The organism is Caulobacter sp. GW821-FHT12A07 (assembly GCF_058807655.1).
The window spans coordinates 197,126-214,375 of record NZ_JBXAQX010000003.1 but is presented as its reverse complement, the minus strand read 5'-3'; the positions used below and the strand labels follow the sequence as shown (position 1 = coordinate 214,375).

Below are 17,250 nucleotides of genomic sequence, written 5' to 3'. Positions count from 1 at the left end.
TGATCAGCGCCTCCCGGCTTGAACGAAAGCGGTATTCAGGCGCTCGACCCGGCGGCGCTCTGGAACGCCCTGATGTTTGCCGGCATCTCGGGCGGGATGTCGAAGGCCGCTTCACCGGCCAGACTGCCGGTTCTGTGGAGGTCCAGCGCCTGGGATCGGCATTTGGAGGGGGTCATGCCGTATGAGGCGCGAAAGGCGCGCCCGGCGGCGGTGTGGCTTTCGAAGCCCCAGCGACGCAGGATGGCGGCGATCCTCTCGCGCGCCTGGGACGGGTCCGACAGATCACGGAACGCGCCCGTCAGCCGGCGTCCAAGAATGTATTTTCCGATGCCGCCGTGCGGTTCGAACATGCGGTAGAGGGTCGGGCGCGTCACGAAGAACTGGGTGGCCAGGGCGGCCGGGCCAAGGCCGGGGTCGCCGATATCCCGGTCGATGCGCCGGCAGATGGCCCGGAACTGGCTCCTGCGCAGCTCGGCGCGGGTCGCCGCGCGGCTCTGGCTGTTGGCCCGCACGACGCCGGCCAGCAGGGCCGCCGTGGCGTGGCTCCATTCCAGTCCCTGGGCGATGGTCAGGCTCGAGCCCTGCCGCCACATCTCTTCCAGGTGTTCGCGGACGGCGACGCCGGTCTCGCTGTCGCGGCGCAGGATCAGCCCGTGAACATCGCCCGCGTCGGCCAGCAGGGGCAGGAGCAGGTCGCGGGAGACGATGACCGACAGGTTGTCGATCCCGTCGGTGCGCAAGGCGGACGGGCGGGACAGGTCGAGCATGCAGATGTCGCCCGGCCTGACCTCCTGCTCGGCGCCGTCCAGCGTGAGGATGAAGCCCTGGGTCCGGTAGAACTGGACATGGAAGTGATCGACGCCGGTCCGGGCGATGAGCTGGGGCGTGCGGATCATGATCGAGGCCGGGGCCTGCGACATGCCCAGCTTGATCGGGCCGTAGTCGTAGAGGGCGAAGTCCATGACGTAGCCGGCGCGAGCCTCGGGCGAGGGCGCCTCCAGCTCGAACATCGTCGCCAGCAGTTCGCGGCAGGCGGCGAAGCTATCGGCGTAGTCGGCGCCGATGCAGGCCGCCAGATGCGGCAGACGATCCTCCTGGACGCCGTTCGTCATGCGTCGAATCCCCCGTTGGCAGACTGTCGGCCCAGACCCCTTTTATGCAGTCCTGACCCCCCCGGGCCAAGCTGCAGACGCCATTTTGATGCGGCCTACCAGCCACGCCCTCAAATGGCCCCGAGACATGGAGTTTCCGCAGTCGCGCGCTTTGCGCGTCGGATTGAAGTCTTCGACCAAAGCTTTCGCGAACGCCTCTCCCTTCCCGAAAAGAAAACCCGCGCCGCCCTGGAAGGAGAGCGACGCGGGCTGCCTAGGCGCCGGGGGGAGGTAGGTCGCGCCTAGAAGTTGTACCGCAGGCCCACCAGGAACTGGCGACCGCTGTGGGTGTAGACGTTCAGGCGGTTGCTATCGCCGACGTACTGGTCGTTGAACTCGTCGGTCAGGTTCACGCCTTCGAGCGAGAGCTTGAGGTTGTCGCGGATGTTCCAGCTGGCCTGGAGATCGACGTTCAGGGTCTCGTTGGTGCCCTGGACGGTGTTGCCGTCGCTGCCGGGCACCTGGGTCAGGTAGCCGTCGCGATAGGCCAGCGAGCCGCGCACGCTCCACTTCTCGGTCTCGTAGTAGAGGGTCAGGTTGGCGGCGTTCTTCGACAGGCCCACCAGAGTGGCGTTGACGGTCGGGGCGCCGGGCGTGGTCGAGGTCAGATACTCGATCTGGGAGTCGACATAGGTGTAGTTGGCGACCACGCCGAAGTGACGCCAGAAGCCGGGCAGGAAGGTGAAGGGCTGCTGGAGATTGATCTCGAAGCCCTTCAAGTCGCCGCCGTCGCTGTTCACCGGCTGGGTGACCTGGAACACTTCCGAAGAGGTTGCGCCGGTGCCGGTCAGCAGCGAGTCCGGCAGGCCCAGGGTGTTGTAGACGGCCTCGCGGCGCAGGGTGGCCACGAAGGTGTCGATGCGCTTGTAGAACAGGCCCACCGCCAGCATCGCCCCCTGCGAGGGGTACCATTCCAGCGAGAAGTCCAGATTGTCCGACTTGGTCGGGGTCAGGTACGGGTTGCCCGAGCTGTAGGTGCGGTTGGCGCCCTGCACGGCCACGTCGCCGCCGGGCGACAGCGAGCCGATGCCCGGGCGGGCGATGGTCTGGGCGGCGCTGACGCGGGCCACGATGGTGTCGCTGACGTCGGCGGCCAGGTTGAACGAGGGCAGGGTCAGGTCGTAGTCGCGCTTGACCTCGACGCGCTGGATCGCGCCGCTGACCGCCGCATAGCCGGCCGACTCCTGCTGGGTGTGCACCCGCCGCACGCCGGCGTCGCCGCGGAACGGCAGGCCGAAGGCGTTGAACTTGAACTCGGCCTGGACGTAGGCGCCGGTGTCCTGCTCCTCGACCGCGCCGTACTGGCCCCGGGCCGAGCTGTTGTTGGTGTCGGTCAGGGCGTAGATGCCGCTGTTGCTGTAGATGTTCAGCAGGGCGGCGTACTTGTCGATGTCGGGCACCAGCCAGCTGGTGAAGTTGCCGGCCGGCAGGTCCATGTTGCGGCCAAAGCCGCTGAACACCTTCGACACCGAGGCCAGCTGGGCCGGGGTCAGGGTCTGGACCACGGTCTCGCTGGTCCGGTACTGGCCGTAGCTGTCGTACTCGAACTTGCGCCAGTCGACGCCGGCCTTGAGGCGCAGATTGTCGTTGAGGTCCCACTCGCCATAGACCTTGGCGGTCGAGAACTGGTTCTCGACGAACTGCGGGCGGATACGCACTTCCGAGGTGCCGTTGGTCGAGGCCCAGCTGGTCGGGTCGGTCGGGTCGAAGCCCAGCAGGATCTGCGGAGCGCGGCCCTTGCGGAAGTCGTAGACGTAGTTCTGGCTGTTGGCCCGGTCGAAGGTGACGATGGTCGAGACCGGCTGGGTGAAGGTCGAGTCCGAATAGCCGGCCAGGCCACCGATCCGCAGGCGCTCGTTGAAGTCGTGGGTGGCCGACAGGGTGAACTGCTTGAACTCGGTGTTCAGCTCGTCATAGGCCGACTGGGTGCGCAGATCGACATTGTCCATCCGGGCGTAGACCAGGTTGCCGTTCTCGACGACGCCGTCGCGGATGATGGTCTGCGGCTTGCCGGTGTTGGCCCGCGACAGGCCGATCGCCTGTAGCTGGGCCTCCTTCCGCGTGCCGGCCAGGTAGGCGTAGAGGGCGTCGAGCGTGACCTGGGTGTCGGAGGTCGGCTTGTACTGCAGCGAGCCGGCCACGCCGAGGCGCTTGGACTCGATGTCGTAGCTGACATAGGCCGGGATGCGCGGGGCGAAGAGGTTGGCGCTGTTGATCTGGGCGATGGTGTAGCCCGGCACGGTCGAGGCGCTGTTGAAGCCGCCGTTGCTGGCGCCGGTGGCCCAGCGGGTGATGTTGGCGCCTTCTTCCTTCAGATGGCGCTCCTCGTAGGCGACCGAGATCAGGGCGCCGACCTTGCCGTCGAAGAAGGTGTTGCTGGCCAGGACCGAGACGCGGGGCGTCGTCTTCTCCGACAGGTCGTTGTAGCTGGCGCCGGCCGACAGCACGAGCTGGGGCTTGCGGCTGTCGAAGGCGCGGGCCGTGGTCAGGTCGACCGTAGCGCCCAGCGAGCCTTCCTCGACGTCGGCCGAGGCGGTCTTGCGCACGGCGATGCTGTTGAAGAGATCCGAGGCGAAGACGTTGAAGTCGAAGCCGCGACCGCGGTTGGTGCCGCCGCTGTTGGCCGTGCCGCCGGTGGTGGAGATGGCCTCCATGCCGTTGATCCGCACGCGGGTGTATTCCGAGCCCAGGCCCCGCACGGTGATCTGGCGGCCTTCGCCGTTGATGCGCGAGATCGACACGCCCGGGATGCGCTGCAGCGACTCGGCCAGGTTCAGGTCGGGGAACTGGGCGATGTCTTCGGCCTTGATGGCGTCGACCACGCCGCTTTCATTGCGCTTGAGATTGATGGCGCTTTGCAAGCTGGCGCGGAAGCCGGTGACGACGATGGCCTCGACCTCGTCGGAGGCCGGCTGGGCCGGAGCCGGGGCGGGGGCTTCCTGGGCGGCGGCGTGAGCGGCGGCCAGCAGCGTGAAGGCCGAAGCGCTGGCGCCGAGCACGGCGCGAAGGCGCGGATTCCTGTTGGACGTCATGGTCCCTCCCGATGCCCGTCTTCGCGGGTCGCTTTGGGGAGCGGCGGACCGCTCCTTCGTTGGCTGAACCATAGGGACGGGTTCGAGCAGAGGGCCAATCCCAATCGGGTATGAACCTATGCGCGTTCGGCACAGATCGACGGGGTTCCCCAAGGGCGCTTGGCGAGACCTGCGCGGCCGGCCTGTTGATTCCCTTGGGTTTCGATGCGTACCGCGGTTCGATCCATGTCGCCCGTGGATCGGTCCATAGGCGAATTGACTTAGACCTGCGCCGCGACGCCCTCTAGCCTTCCCTGAACGATGCCGACGACAGATCGGCGACCCAGGGAGAGCGTCCATGACCGAATCCACCAGGCGCACGCGCGTGCGCTGGCTGATCATCGCGACGCTCTTCATCATCACGACGATCAACTACGCCGACCGCGCCACCTTCTCGATCGCCGGCCAGTCGGCGTCGAAGGAGCTGGGTCTCGACGCCGTGGCCATGGGCTACATCATGTCGGCCTTCGCCTGGGCCTACGTCCTGGGCCAGATCCCGGGCGGGGCGCTGCTGGATCGGTTCGGCTCGAAGAAGATCTATACGGCCGCCCTCGTGCTCTGGTCTTTCTTCACCCTGCTGCAGGGCTTCGCCGGGATCTTCACCGGCTTCGCGGCCGCGGCGGCCCTGTTCGCCATGCGCTTCCTGGTCGGGCTGGCGGAGTCGCCGTCCTTCCCGGCCAACGCCCGCATCGTCGCCGCCTGGTTCCCGGGCTCCGAGCGGGGCACCGCCTCGGCGATCTTCAACTCGGCCCAGTACTTCTCGCTGGTCGCCTTCGCCCCGCTGATGGGCTGGCTGGCCCACAGCTTCGGCTGGCGCTCAGTGTTCGTGGTCATGGGCGCGGTCGGCATCGTCGCGGCCTTCTTCTTCGTCAAGCTGATCCACAGCCCGGTCGAGCATCCGACGATCAACAAGGCCGAGTTCGACTACATCGAGGCCGGCGGCGGCCTGGTGCGGATGGAGGACAGGACCGCAGGCGCCGGCGCGGCCTTCACCTGGGCCAACGTCAAGCAGGTGCTGACCAGCCGAATGCTGCTGGGCGTCTATGTGGGCCAGTACTGCATCAACGTGCTGACCTACTTCTTCGTCACCTGGTTTCCGATCTACCTGGTCAAGGCGCGGGGGCTGTCGATCCTGCAGGCCGGGTTCACCGCAGCCCTGCCGGCCCTCTGCGGCTTCGCCGGCGGCCTGCTGGGCGGGATGATCTCGGACCACCTGCTCAAGCGCACCGGCAATCTCGACATCGCCCGCAAGACGCCGCTGCTGCTGGGGATGATCCTCGCCACCTGCATCGTCATCTGCAACTACGTCGAACAGGAGTGGCTGGTCATCGTGATCATGGCCGCGGCCTTCTTCGGCAAGGGCGTGGCGTCGCTGGGCTGGGCGGTCGTGTCGGACACCTCGCCCAAGGAGATGGCCGGCGTCACCGGCGGGGTGTTCAACACCTTCGGCAATGCGGCCGGCATCGTGACCCCGATCGTCATCGGCTACATCGTCCAGGCCACCGGCTCGTTCGACGGCGCCTTGATCTTTGTCGGCGCCCACTGCCTGATCGCCGTGCTGGCCTATTTCCTGATCGTCGGCAAGATCCAGCGCCTGCAGCTGAAGGCGGCCTGATCGATGCTTTCACGACGCCACGTCCTGGCCGGCGCCTCGGCCCTGGCCTTCGCCGGTCCCGCCCGGGCCGCCGTCGCTTCTCCGACCGCGCTCGAGGTCGCGACCCCGATGGCCGCGCCCGAATGGGCCCTGCTGCAACGCGAACTGCTGAAGGCCAACGAAGAGGCCTGCGAGGCCTTCTTCGCCCGCTATTTCGACGACCGCGGCTACCTGCTCGCCTATGAGCGCTGGGGCGCCAACGACGGCCCCGACGACGCCATCGAGAACGTCAACGACTGGCCGACCCTGCACGCCCTGGGCGCCGGCGACCGGGTGCTGGAGCTGGCTCAGAAGGCCTTCGAGGGCAATGTCCGCCAATATACGGCGGCCAGGACCAAGGACGTGCCGTTCGCCCGCGAGGGCATGTACTACAAGGAATTCCCGGTCATGAGCGACTGGCAGCACCTTTCCGAAGGGCTGTCGGTGTTCAACCTGCTGGGGCTGTCGGCGCCCAACGATCCGCGCTTTCGCGAGCGGGCCAGACGGTTCTCGGGCTTCTACACCGGCGAGGATCCGACCACGCCGAACTACGATCCCAAGCTCAACATCATCAGCAGCATGATCACCGGCAGCCGGGGTCCGATGCTGCGCCAGGCCACGCCGCTCGACTGGGCCGGCGATCCCTTCGACGTGACGCACTTCTACATGGAGCACGGCGAGCGCTCCTACGAGGAGACCCTGCGCCACTACGACGAATACGGCGACGTGGTCGGCGACAGCCCGCTGAACCTGCAGGCCACCAGCCTGGTGATGAACGCCTACATGCTCGACCACGAGCCCCGGTATCGCGACTGGATCCTGACCTATGTCGACGGCTGGATCGCCCGGGCGCGGGCCAATGGCGACGTCATCCCCAGCAAGGTCGGCCTGGACGGCAGGATCGGCGGCCCCAAGGGCCAGTGGTGGAGCGGGGTCTATGGCTGGGGCTTCAGCCCCGTCGTGCCCCAGACCGGCAAGCGCGAGGACCGCAACCGCACGCCCCGCGCCGTCGTCGGCTTCATGAACGCCTATCTGCTGACCGGCGACGACAAGTATCTCGACGTCTGGCGGCGGCAGACCGACGTCATCAACGCCCAGAAGAAGGTCATCGACGGCAAGGTCTCGACCCCGCGCATGCACGGCCCCAAGGGCTGGTATGCCTACGCGCCCGGGGAGCACCAGCTGAACGGGCTGGAGATCTGGTACCTGTCGATGAAGGGCTCGGATCGTGCCCGCGCGGCGGCCCATCCCTGGCTCGACTGGCTGGACGGCAAGGACCCTTCATATCCCGCCAAGACCCTGCGCGGCGACCTCGAACGGGTGCGCGCCCGCGCCCAGGCTAGGCGGGACGACACGTCCACCCCCGACACCCGCCTGGCCGACGCGACGCTGGACATCAACCCAGCCAGCGTCACGGCCCTCATCCACCTGATGGAAGGCGGCATCCACATCGCCCGGCCGCCTTGGTCGAAGACCTCGCCGGCCCAGGGCGGGGCGCTGCACTACGTGCGCCTGCGCTACTTTGATCCCGACCGCCGCCGGGCTGGCGTGCCGGAAGATGTGGCCGCCTTGGTGGAAAAGCTGAGCGACGACGAGACGGTGGTCTCCCTGGTGAACCTGAACCAGGTCGCCGGCCGCCGCGTCACCGTGCAGGGCGGCGCCTATGGCGAGCACCAGATCGTCAGCGCCTCGATCGGCGACGCCGCCGCCGCGCCGGTCGAGGCCTCGGCCTTCACCGTGCGCCTGGCGCCGGGAAGCGGCGCGCGCCTGACCCTGAAGATGCGTCGGCACGTGAACGCTCCGACGCTGAGCTTTCCGTGGGACCGCAAGGCCTGAGCCCCTCCGGAAGGAAGGGCCTTACGTCCCTTCCTTCATGAACGGCGCGACGGCGAAGATCTCCCGCTCCTCGCGGCGAGGATCATCGGCCATCGCCGAGGTCTCGTTGACCACCAGGGTCGCCCGCTTGGGCAGGGTGTAGGGCTCCCAAGAAGGGATCGCCGCGCAGTTGGGGTCTCCCGTCCGCGCGAAGGCGGCGAAGGCGGCGCTCATCTGGTCGCGGACCTTGATCGCCGCCGGCCCGGTGCCCGTCATCGAACCCCGCGCATCCAGCGTGCCGAAGACCAGCGCGATGTCGTAGCTGTGATAGGCGCCCATCTTCGGGTCGGTCTGGGCGCCGAAGTCCAGCTGGTACATCCAGGCCGGCGCGCCGATCCTGGCCCGCTGCTCGGCCTGGACCAGATGCCCCGGCCACGAACGCCCGGCCGTGGTGATGGCGAAGAACAGGTCCGAGGGGCTGGCGGCCGGATAGAGCGCCCGATAGCGGCCGACCAGGTATTCGGGCGACATGTCGAGCACCAGCTCGTTCTCCAGCTTGCCCGGCAACTCGTCCCAGGTGAGGGCGAAGTTCTTGGGATCGCCGCCGAGGAAGGCCTTGGTCTCGTCGTGGGTGTTGCCAATGATCATCGGGATGTGGCCGCTCTCGCGCGGCGCGTCCGGATAGAACGGATGGCGCGGCAGAACGCCGTGATCCAGCACCGACCAGAAGACGATCGATCCCTTGCGCTCCAACGGATCGCGCATCTTCAGCGCCTCGACCAACTGGCCGGCGGGCAGGGTCTTGAGCTTGTCGGTCTCGTCCGGCTTCAGGCCCAGCTTCTCCATGAAGGCCCGGACGCGGATGGTGGCGTGGATCGGTCCCATGGCGGTGACGTGCTGGCCGCTCATGGTCGCGACCTTGTGGTAGAGGCCCGCCGCCCGCGGCATGGCCATCAGGGTGACGCACTTGGCCCCGCCGCCCGACTGGCCGAAGGTCATGACGGCGCCAGGGTCTCCGCCGAAGGCGGCTATGTTGTCGCGCACCCATTGCAGGGCCAGGATCAGGTCGAGGTTGCCGACATTGCCGCTGTCGGCCAATTCGGCCCCTCCCAACCGCGCGAGATAGGCGTAGCCGAAGGCGTTGAGGCGATGGTTCACCGTCACCACGACGACGTCATAGGTCCTGGCCAGCCAGGTCCCGTCATAGAGCGGGCTGGAGCCCGAGCCGTTGGCGTGGGCGCCGCCGTGGACATAGACCATCACCGGCCGCTTGCGGCCGTCGGCCAGGCCCGGCGTCCAGACATTGAGGAACAGGCAGTCCTCCGAGGTCGGCTCGTCGGCCTTCAACTGCGGCGAGGCCGGGCCGTAGGCCAGGGCGTCGGCGATCCCCTTCCAGGGCTGGGCCGCCAGCGCCGGCTGGAAGCGGCGCGGCGCGGTGTCGGCGCCGTAGCGCACGCCCTTGAACACCTTGATGCCGTCGACCTCGACGCCGCGCACCCGCCCGGCCGTGGTGGTCGCCACCGGCGCCGCGCGGCCGGCGGCGTTGACCTTCAGGGGAACGGCCAGGGGCGCAGCCAATGGGGCGGCAAGCGCGGCGGCTGCGCCCAGCACGGCGCGGCGGTCGAGGGTCATGGGTGTTTTCTCCCGTCTTTTATCGTTGGGCCGTGCGCCCGCGACGGGAGAGACGGCGCCTCAGCGCTCGCCCGTCTCCGCCGGCGAGGCCTCGGCCAGGCAGAGGTCGATGAAGGTCTGGAGGATCGGGCTCTCGTTGTCCTTGCGCCAGGCCATGTAGAGCTCGACTGGCCGGTCGGGCGTGGTCTCGACGGGGCGGAACTGCACGTCGTCAAAGTGCAGGCTCATGGCCGACTCCGGCACGATCGCCGCTCCCAGGCCCGCATGGACCAGGGCCAGCATCGAGTGGATCTGGGTGACGTGCTGCACGTAGTTCGGGGCCACGCCGTGGGCGTCGAACAGAGTGGTCAGCATGTTGTAGAAATAGCCCGCGCCTTCGGGCGAATACATGATCAGCGGGCCGGCGTCGAAGTCGGCCAGGGTCAGGCCGGCCTTGGCCAGGCGAGGGTCGCCGTTGGGCAAGGCGGCGACCAGCGGTTCACTGAGCACCCGGGCGGTGGCGAACTCGGCGCGGTCCATCGGCGGGCGCACCAGGCCGATGTCGATGCGGCCGGTCAGCAGGGCCTCGACCTGCTCGCGGGTGACCATCTCGCGCAGGGTCAGGTCGGCGTTGGGCAGGCGGGCGTTGGACAGGATCACCAGGCGCGGCAGGAAGCTGTAGCCGGAGACCGCCGTGAAGCCGATGGCGATCTGGCCGGCGTCGCCGCTGGCGATGCGGCGCGTGGCCAGGGCCGCGCTCTCGGCCAGGCGCAGGATGCGGCGGGCCTCCAGCAGGAAGGCGCGCCCGGCCGGGGTCAGGCGCACCGAACGGCTGGTGCGGTCCAGCAGGGTGACGCCGAGGATCCGCTCCAGCAGTTGCACCTGCCGGCTCAGCGGCGGCTGGGTCATGTTCAGCCGCTGGGCGGCGCGGCCGAAATGCAGCTCTTCGGCGGTAGCGACGAAGCAGCGAAGCTGGCTCAGTTCGAACATCGGAAAGCGCCCGTCGACAACACCCTGGAGTCGCGAGGCTAGACGTTCGTTGGGGCCGATCGCCAGCGCCTTCTTCCCGGGAAGAAGGGCCGGCGGCCGGAGCGGAACGAGCGCGTTCAGGACCTAACCCCGGACGCGGGCGATCAGGGCTTCGAGCTCGGCCAACTCAGCGTCGGTCAGGTCGGTCAGGGGCTGGCGCACCGGACCGGCGTCGCGGCCGACGGCCTTCATGCCCGCCTTGACGATCGAGACCGCGTAGCCCTTCCCGCGATTGCGCAGGGCGATGTAGGGCAGGACGAAGTCGCGCAGGCCGGTCATCACCGTCTCGCGGTCGCGGGCGCGCACGGCCTTATAGAAGGCCAGGGCCCAATCCGGGAGGAAGTTGAAGATGGCCGAGGAGTAGGTCGTCACCCCCATCTCCAGATAGGGCAGGGCGAAGGTCTCGGCCGTCGGCAGGCCGCCGATATAGGTCAGCCGGTCGCCCATCCGGGCGTAGACCCGCATCATCAGTTCCAGGTCGCCGGCCCCGTCCTTGAAGCCGACGAGGTTGGGGTTGCGGTCGCACAGCTTCTCGAGGGTGTCCTCGTTGATGATGGCGTTGTCGCGGTTGTAGACGATGACGCCCAGGTCGGTGGCCTTGCAGACCGCCTCGATGTGGCCGGCCAGGCCGTCCTGCGTGGCGTTGGTCAGGTAGGGCGGCAGCAGCAGCAGGCCGTCCGCGCCGGCCGCCTGCGCATCGCGCGCCAAGTCGACGGCGATCGCCGTGCCGTAGCCGCAGCCGGCGATGACCGGGATCTTGCCGGCGGTCTCGGCGACCGCCGCCCGCACCACCTGGCCCACCTCGTCCGGACGCAGCGAGAAGAACTCGCCCGTGCCGCCGGCGGCGAACAGGCCGGCCAGTTCGTGGTCCAACATCCAGGCGCAGTGCTCGCGATAGGGCGCTTCCAGGAACCGGTGCTGGTCGTCGAAATGCGTGACGGGAAACGACAGCAGGCCGCCGCCGAGCTGGCGGGCCACGTCCGTCGGCGACATCTGGCTCATGAAGTCCTCTCCGAGCGACGGCCTGGTCCCGCACGCCGGGAGGCCGTTTCTTGAGGGTGACGGTAGTGAGCCGCCGTGTCGGGGTCTAAGCCAAAGGCGCTATCGACCAATACCGGAATTGGCTTGATGGGAATCCGTAGCGAGGCGGGCTTTCGGCGCAGGCGCCCGGGCTGCTCGCCCTACGGGGAACGATGGCCTTTGACGTGCTGCGCGGCCCCCGCTAAACCGACGAAAGTTTCTGAGAATCATTCTCATTGATTTCGGGTGCGTGGGGCCATGCTGACGGGCGAGCGGGGAACGACGCCTGACCTGCCGGGGCTGCTGGAAGTCCACTACGACGAGCTTCGGCGCTTCGCCCTTCGCAAGACGCGGTCGGCCAGCCTGGCCGACGACGTCATGCAGGACGCCTGGCTCAAGCTCTTCGACCTCGTTCGTTCGCCGGACTTCGACGGCCGGGCGGTGCGCAATCCGCTCAGCTACCTGCGCCGGATCATCGCCAACCTCGTCGTCGACCGGCAGCGGCAGGCTTCGGCCCAGGCCCGCCGCGTCACGCCCGGCGACCTGCCGGCGGACGCCCGCAGCGAGGCGCCGTCGGCCTTCCAGGTGGTGGCGGGCCGCCAGGAGATCGCCATCGTCCAGGCGGCGATCGCCGAACTGCCCGACAAGTGCCGCGAGGTGATCCTGCTCTATCGCGGCCAGGACCTGACCATGCAGCAGGTGGGCGATCGCCTGGGGATCTCGCCGCGCACGGTAGAGAACCATCTGGCCAAGGCCATGAGCCACTGCCGGCGTCGCCTGAAGGAAGCCCGCGGCGATGCATGAGCACGAGACTAGGGGAAGGGCGCTCGCCGGTTCGTCCTGTGATCGGGAGGACCCGAAAGTCCACATGAACGACACGGTCAAAGGCAGGGGCAAAGGCGATGACGAGGCGCTGTTCGACGCGGCGGCGCGCCGGACGCTGCGGCTGCGCGACGGCGCGGGCGAGGCCGCGCGAGCCGAGCACGCCGCCTGGTTGGCGGACGGTCCGAGCCGCGCCGAGGCCATGGACGAAGCCGATCGCATCCTTGGCCTGATGGCGCTCGCCGCCACGCCGCCCGCGAGTTCGCCGCGTCGCCGGCGATCGGGATCGGCGCCAGCGGGCCCGCGCCGCCGCGCCTGGTCGGTCCCCACGGCGATCGCCGCCTGCCTGGTGCTGGCCGTCGCGAGTGGCGTGGCCGTCAGGACGATCGCGCCGCCGAACCCCGATCATCTGACCGCGCCGGTCGGCGAGGTGCGCCGCCATGTGCTCGCCGATGGCAGCGCGGTGACCCTGAACACCGGCGCGGTGCTCGACGTCCGTTATGGTCCTGAGGGGCGCAGGGTGCGGCTGGTGAAGGGCGAGGCCTTCTTCGACGTCGTCCATGATCCGACCCGGCCGTTCGTGGTCGAGAGCCGGGCCGGCAGCGCCCGGGTGCTGGGCACGGCCTTCGACGTGCGGCTGAACGGCGACAAGGCTCGGGTCAGCGTGCTGCGCGGGGCCGTGCGGGTCCAGCCTGCGCGCGGTGACGGCGCGGCCGTGGTGCGCGCGGGGCAGGGGGCCTGGCTCGACGGCGCGGCCCCCCAGGTTCTGGCCCTGGAGGATCCGGCGGCGGTCGACGCCTGGCGGCAGGGGCGTCTGATCGTCTACCACCGCCCGCTGTCCGAGGTGGTCGACGAGATCGGCCGCTATCGCCGGGGCAAGGTGTTCGTGCGTGGCCAGGCCCTGGCGGCCAAGCCGGTGTCGGGCGTCTTCGATGTCGCCGAACCGGACGACGCCATCGACGCCCTGGCGGCGTCGCTGCGCTTGCGCACGGCCCGACTGGGCGATTTCATCCTGCTCTACTGAAACGGTTTCGGCGTTCCGCAAAAAAATGCGCGCGGACGCTAGGGGATCTCGCGGCCTGGTTTCGTCTCATCAACATTGAGATGCAATTGAGTGTCGCTCGCAACAATGGGCGGCCGCCAGACGAGATCCGCCCACGACATGACGACGCCTGTTTTCCGCCCCGGTCTTCTCCCGCGCCTGCGCCGACTGTCGTTGTGCCTCGCCCTGGCCTCGGCCAGCCCTCTGGCCTTGGCCGCGCTTCCCGCCGCGGCCCAGGAAGCCGCCGTCTACGAGGTGGACATTCCGGCCCAGCCGCTCCCCCAGGCCCTGGCCCAGTTCTCGCTGCAGACCAAGGTGCAGATCGTCTACGCCGTCGAAGCGCCGTACGGCCGCCGCTCGCCCGCCGTGCGCGGCCGCTTCAGCCAGGGCGAGATCCTCTCGCGCCTGCTGGCCGGCAGCGGCGTCGCCTGGCGCGAGGCGAGGCCCGGCGTCGTCACCCTGGACGCCGCGCCGACCGTCCAAGGCGCGTCCAAGGGCGCTGTCGTCACCGACGCCCTGCAGGTCGAGGGCGCCGTAGGGCAAGGCGAGACGCTGAGCGCTCGCGACGCCCTCGGCTATGACGGGATCTACGACCTCGACGGCTCGTCCGCCTATGCCGGCCGGGCGGTGGTCGAGCGCTACAAGGGCGTCAGCCCCGCCGACGTGCTCAAGGGCATGGTCAACGTCTTCAGCGGCGACGCCCGCAACAGCGGCGCGCTCGATCCCAGCGTCCGCGGGATCGAAGGGCCAGGCCGCGTTCCGGTGATCATCGATGGCGGCGAGCAGGCTCTGACGGTCTGGCGCGGCTACAACGGCGCCAACAACCGCAGCTACATCGATCCCAGCCTGATCGGCGGCGTGCAGGTGCTGAAAGGTCCGTCCCTGACGGCCGGCGTCCACACCTCGACGGGCGGGGCGGTGATCATCAGCACCCTGTCGCCGGGCGACATCCTGCGCGAGGGCGAGCGCTACGGCGCCGAGGTCCGCATCGAAGGTGGCGGCAACTCGGTCAAGCCGCATCTGCCGACCCTGCTGACCGGCCAGGACTATCGCAATGTGTCCGGGTTCCCCGGCTCGACCGGAACCGCCGGCTATCCCAGCAGCCCGTATGCCGATCCCTCCCTGCGGGTGACGCCCAGAACCTCGGACGACAACGACCTCGTGTCGCTGGGCGATCGCGCCGCCCGCATGGCGGTGGCCGGCCGCACCGACGACGTCGAATGGCTGGTCGCCTACGCCTGGCGCGAGCGCGGCAACTACTACGCCGGCGAAACCGTGCCCGGCTATTACAGCCAGACCAACCTGCCCACGCCGTCCGGCCCGCAGGACCTGATCAAGCGCTTGGCCTTCAACTACGAGCCCGGCAATGAGGTGCCCAACACTTCGAGCGAGATGAGCTCGTGGCTGGGCAAGCTGGCCTGGAAGATCAGCGACGATCAGACTCTGGAGTTCGGGGTTCGCGACAGCGTCTCGACCTATGGCGAGATCATGCCCTCGCGCATCGTCTCGTCCGGCGAGAACGGCATGGGCAAGGTGCAGTGGCCGCTGAGCGAGGTCCACGCCACCGCCTACAATCTCGACTACCGCTACAAGCCCGGCGGCCGGTGGATCGACCTGAAGAGCACGCTCTGGCTGACCCGCACCAACAGCCACACCTATTCGGCCGGCGGCTTTCCCAACTGGGCGCAGAGCGCGGCCAGTCCGATCCTCAAGAACACCGCCCTGGCCAACGCCAAGAACGACCGCTACGGCCTGAGCCTCAGCAACAAGACGCGCCTTGCCCAGAGCCTCGACCTCGTCCTGGCCGGTGACTGGCAGCACGAGAAGCTGACCTCGCCCGACGTCTGGGCCGGCACGTTCGACGGCTGGCGGCAGTACCCCCGCGCCGGTCGCCGTGAGGAGTACAATCTCCACGCCCGGGTCGAGTGGCGGCCGGTCAGCGAGATCACCCTGTCGGCCGGCCTGCGTTACTCGCACTTCTGGGCGGTCGACGACTTCCTCGCCGAGCAGATCGGCAAGGGCGTGGTGTTCACCAACTACGTCTTCACCGACGGCTCGGTGCTGTATCGCACCCTGGTCAACGGCCGCACGGTCAACAACACCATCGCCTGGCTGCCTGACAGCGAGGGCCGCTACACCCGCGCCACCAACCCGTGCGTCAACGGCTTCCTGACCAGCGTCGCCAACGCCACCGGCTACTGCGTGGCCTCTCGCAATCAGGAAGCGGTCAACCTCACCGCCGAGACCAAGCGCGGCGACGGCCTGACGCCGGTGGTCTCGGCGACCTTCAACTTCACGCCCAATGCGCGGGCCTATGTCCGCTACGCCGAGGCCTACCGCTTCCCCAGCATGTTCGAGAGCACGATCGGCTTCTCGGCCTCGACCGACCCGACCCGCCCGCTGAAGCCCGAACACGCCCGCACCTGGGAGGCGGCCTATGTGCATGACCTCTCGGCCCTGCTCGACCTGCCCGAAGGCCAGCGGGCCGACTTCAAGCTGACCTGGTTCCGAAGCGACACCCGCAACGTCATCGAGCGCGGCTCGCAGCTGCTGCTGACCAATATCGACAAGCAACTGATCGAGGGGATCGAGCTGCAGGCCCGCTACGACAACGGCCGGTTCTTCGCCGACCTCGGCGCCTCGCACATGATCAAGAACAAGGTCTGCGATCCCGAAGCGGCGATCATGAAGGCCACGAGCACGGGCGTCGTGCCCGACTGCGTCAACTACGGCTTCGTCGGCGGCTATCTGCTGACCCAGGCGACGCCGACCGACACGGTCAATCTCAACCTCGGCGCCCGCTTCCTCCAGCGGCGTCTCGAGGTGGGGGTGAGAGGCGTCTACTACAGCGCCTACGATAACCCCGAGCTCGATCGCTTCATTGGCGGCGCGCGGGCGACCCGCGTCGACGGCTGGGGCCTGAACACGCCCTACCTGTGGGGCGAGATCGTCACCGTCGACGCCTACGCCAACTTCAAGCTCAACGAGAAGATCCGCTTCGAACTGACCGGCACGAACCTCAACGACCGCTACTACACCGACCCGCTGACCCGCACGGCCCAGCCGGCCCCCGGGCGCACGCTGAAGCTCAGCATGACCGCCCGCTACTGATCCCCCCAATTCACGGTCTTCGGCGCGTCGGGATCCCCACCGGCGCGGCGGCGGCCGCTGGATGCCCCGGTCTCACCAACGAGACCATCAACCAAGCATCGGAGAAGACGAGATGTCCCGTTCGACCTTCAAGGCGCTGATCCTGGCCCCCATCGCCGCCGTCGCCCTGGCCGGCGTCGCCCAGGCCGCCATCGTGGGCCAGTCGACCGACACCAGCCAACTGCGCGTCGGCGCCAGCACGATCAACGCCGGTCCGCACACCTCGGGCAAGCCGGGCGTGGCCGTGGCGGCCATCGGCCTGAGCAGCTATGTCGACTTCGCCGGCCTGCAGGCGTCGGTTCCGCCGGTCAACGGCGTGACCACGATCAACAACCCCTCGACCGCGCCGGGCAGCCACAACGGCATGGGCGTGTTCAACTTCGCCAAGGTCAGCAACGCCGACCTCTATTTCGGCGAATGGTCCGACACGGCCGACGTCGCTGACGGCACCCACACCGTCTACTACGTGGGCGACAACACCGGCACGACCGTCCCGACCACCGGCACGGCCACCTACGCGGTGAAGGGCATCAGCGGCTACAGCAGCAACGGCATCCTGGCCGGCACGTTCAGCGCCAACTTCGGCGCCGGCACGCTGAGCGGCAGCGTCACCAGCGCCTCGACCGGCTACACGGTCGATATCGGCTCGGTGGGCATCTCGGGCGTCAACATCGCCAGCACCACGGCCGACGCCACGGCCACGCAAGGGACCTCCACCCTGGCCTCGGGCGGCTCGGTCAGCGGCCAGTTCTTCGGCGCCAGCGCCGCGGCGCTCGCCGGCCTGGTCACCTTCGGCGGCAACAGCCAGTACGACACCGCCTTCGGCGGCACGAAGAACTAAGGCGCGTAACCGTCGCGCGGGGCGGGGACTTCGGTCCCCGTCCCAAGCGCGTTCGAAGGCATTCG

The 17,250-nt window shown here is 68.6% G+C and carries 11 protein-coding genes; 6 read left to right on the top strand and 5 right to left on the bottom strand.

The window, feature by feature from the left end; genetic code table 11:
• Positions 1-35: 35 nt before the first annotated feature.
• Both AC1RRS_RS07490 and AC1RRS_RS07485 read right to left on the bottom strand, forming a co-directional pair.
• On the bottom strand, positions 36-1,112 hold the full coding sequence (locus AC1RRS_RS07490; protein ID WP_492854599.1) for a helix-turn-helix domain-containing protein: 1,077 nt from the start codon (positions 1,110-1,112) through the stop codon (positions 36-38).
• A 281-nt stretch (positions 1,113-1,393) separates the two neighbouring features.
• Positions 1,394-4,183 carry a TonB-dependent receptor gene (locus AC1RRS_RS07485; protein WP_492854598.1) on the bottom strand — a complete coding sequence of 930 codons (2,790 nt, stop codon included), beginning with the start codon at positions 4,181-4,183 and terminating at the stop codon, positions 1,394-1,396.
• 337 nt (positions 4,184-4,520) lie between these two features.
• Between AC1RRS_RS07485 and AC1RRS_RS07480 the strand changes: the two genes are divergently transcribed.
• Both AC1RRS_RS07480 and AC1RRS_RS07475 read left to right on the top strand, forming a co-directional pair.
• A complete protein-coding gene (locus AC1RRS_RS07480; RefSeq protein WP_492854597.1) occupies positions 4,521-5,837 on the top strand; it encodes an MFS transporter in 1,317 nt (438 codons plus the stop codon).
• A 3-nt stretch (positions 5,838-5,840) separates the two neighbouring features.
• Entirely contained in the window at positions 5,841-7,691 is a 1,851-nt protein-coding gene (locus tag AC1RRS_RS07475; RefSeq protein ID WP_492854596.1) for a DUF8034 domain-containing protein, read from the top strand.
• Between the two features lie 21 nt (positions 7,692-7,712).
• Here the strand turns inward: AC1RRS_RS07475 and AC1RRS_RS07470 are convergent, their stop codons facing one another.
• The 3 genes from AC1RRS_RS07470 to kdgD all read right to left on the bottom strand — a co-directional run bounded on the left by AC1RRS_RS07470 (position 7,713) and on the right by kdgD (position 11,312).
• Entirely contained in the window at positions 7,713-9,302 is a 1,590-nt protein-coding gene (locus AC1RRS_RS07470; RefSeq protein ID WP_492854595.1) for a carboxylesterase/lipase family protein, read from the bottom strand.
• 60 nt (positions 9,303-9,362) lie between these two features.
• Positions 9,363-10,271 carry a LysR substrate-binding domain-containing protein gene (locus AC1RRS_RS07465; protein WP_487290349.1) on the bottom strand — a complete coding sequence of 303 codons (909 nt, stop codon included), beginning with the start codon at positions 10,269-10,271 and terminating at the stop codon, positions 9,363-9,365.
• Positions 10,272-10,394: 123 nt separating this feature from the next.
• A complete protein-coding gene (kdgD, locus tag AC1RRS_RS07460; RefSeq protein ID WP_492854594.1) occupies positions 10,395-11,312 on the bottom strand; it encodes a 5-dehydro-4-deoxyglucarate dehydratase in 918 nt (305 codons plus the stop codon).
• Between the two features lie 276 nt (positions 11,313-11,588).
• Between kdgD and AC1RRS_RS07455 the strand changes: the two genes are divergently transcribed.
• The 4 genes from AC1RRS_RS07455 (at position 11,589) to AC1RRS_RS07440 (ending at position 17,185) form a co-directional block, all read left to right on the top strand.
• On the top strand, positions 11,589-12,134 hold the full coding sequence (locus AC1RRS_RS07455; protein WP_492854593.1) for an RNA polymerase sigma factor: 546 nt from the start codon (positions 11,589-11,591) through the stop codon (positions 12,132-12,134).
• A 64-nt stretch (positions 12,135-12,198) separates the two neighbouring features.
• Entirely contained in the window at positions 12,199-13,176 is a 978-nt protein-coding gene (locus tag AC1RRS_RS07450) for a FecR family protein (RefSeq protein WP_492854592.1), read from the top strand.
• A gap of 138 nt (positions 13,177-13,314) precedes the next feature.
• Entirely contained in the window at positions 13,315-16,305 is a 2,991-nt protein-coding gene (locus tag AC1RRS_RS07445) for a TonB-dependent receptor (RefSeq protein ID WP_492854591.1), read from the top strand.
• 112 nt (positions 16,306-16,417) lie between these two features.
• Positions 16,418-17,185 carry a Slam-dependent surface lipoprotein gene (locus AC1RRS_RS07440; protein WP_492854590.1) on the top strand — a complete coding sequence of 256 codons (768 nt, stop codon included), beginning with the start codon at positions 16,418-16,420 and terminating at the stop codon, positions 17,183-17,185.
• Positions 17,186-17,250: the final 65 nt, after the last annotated feature.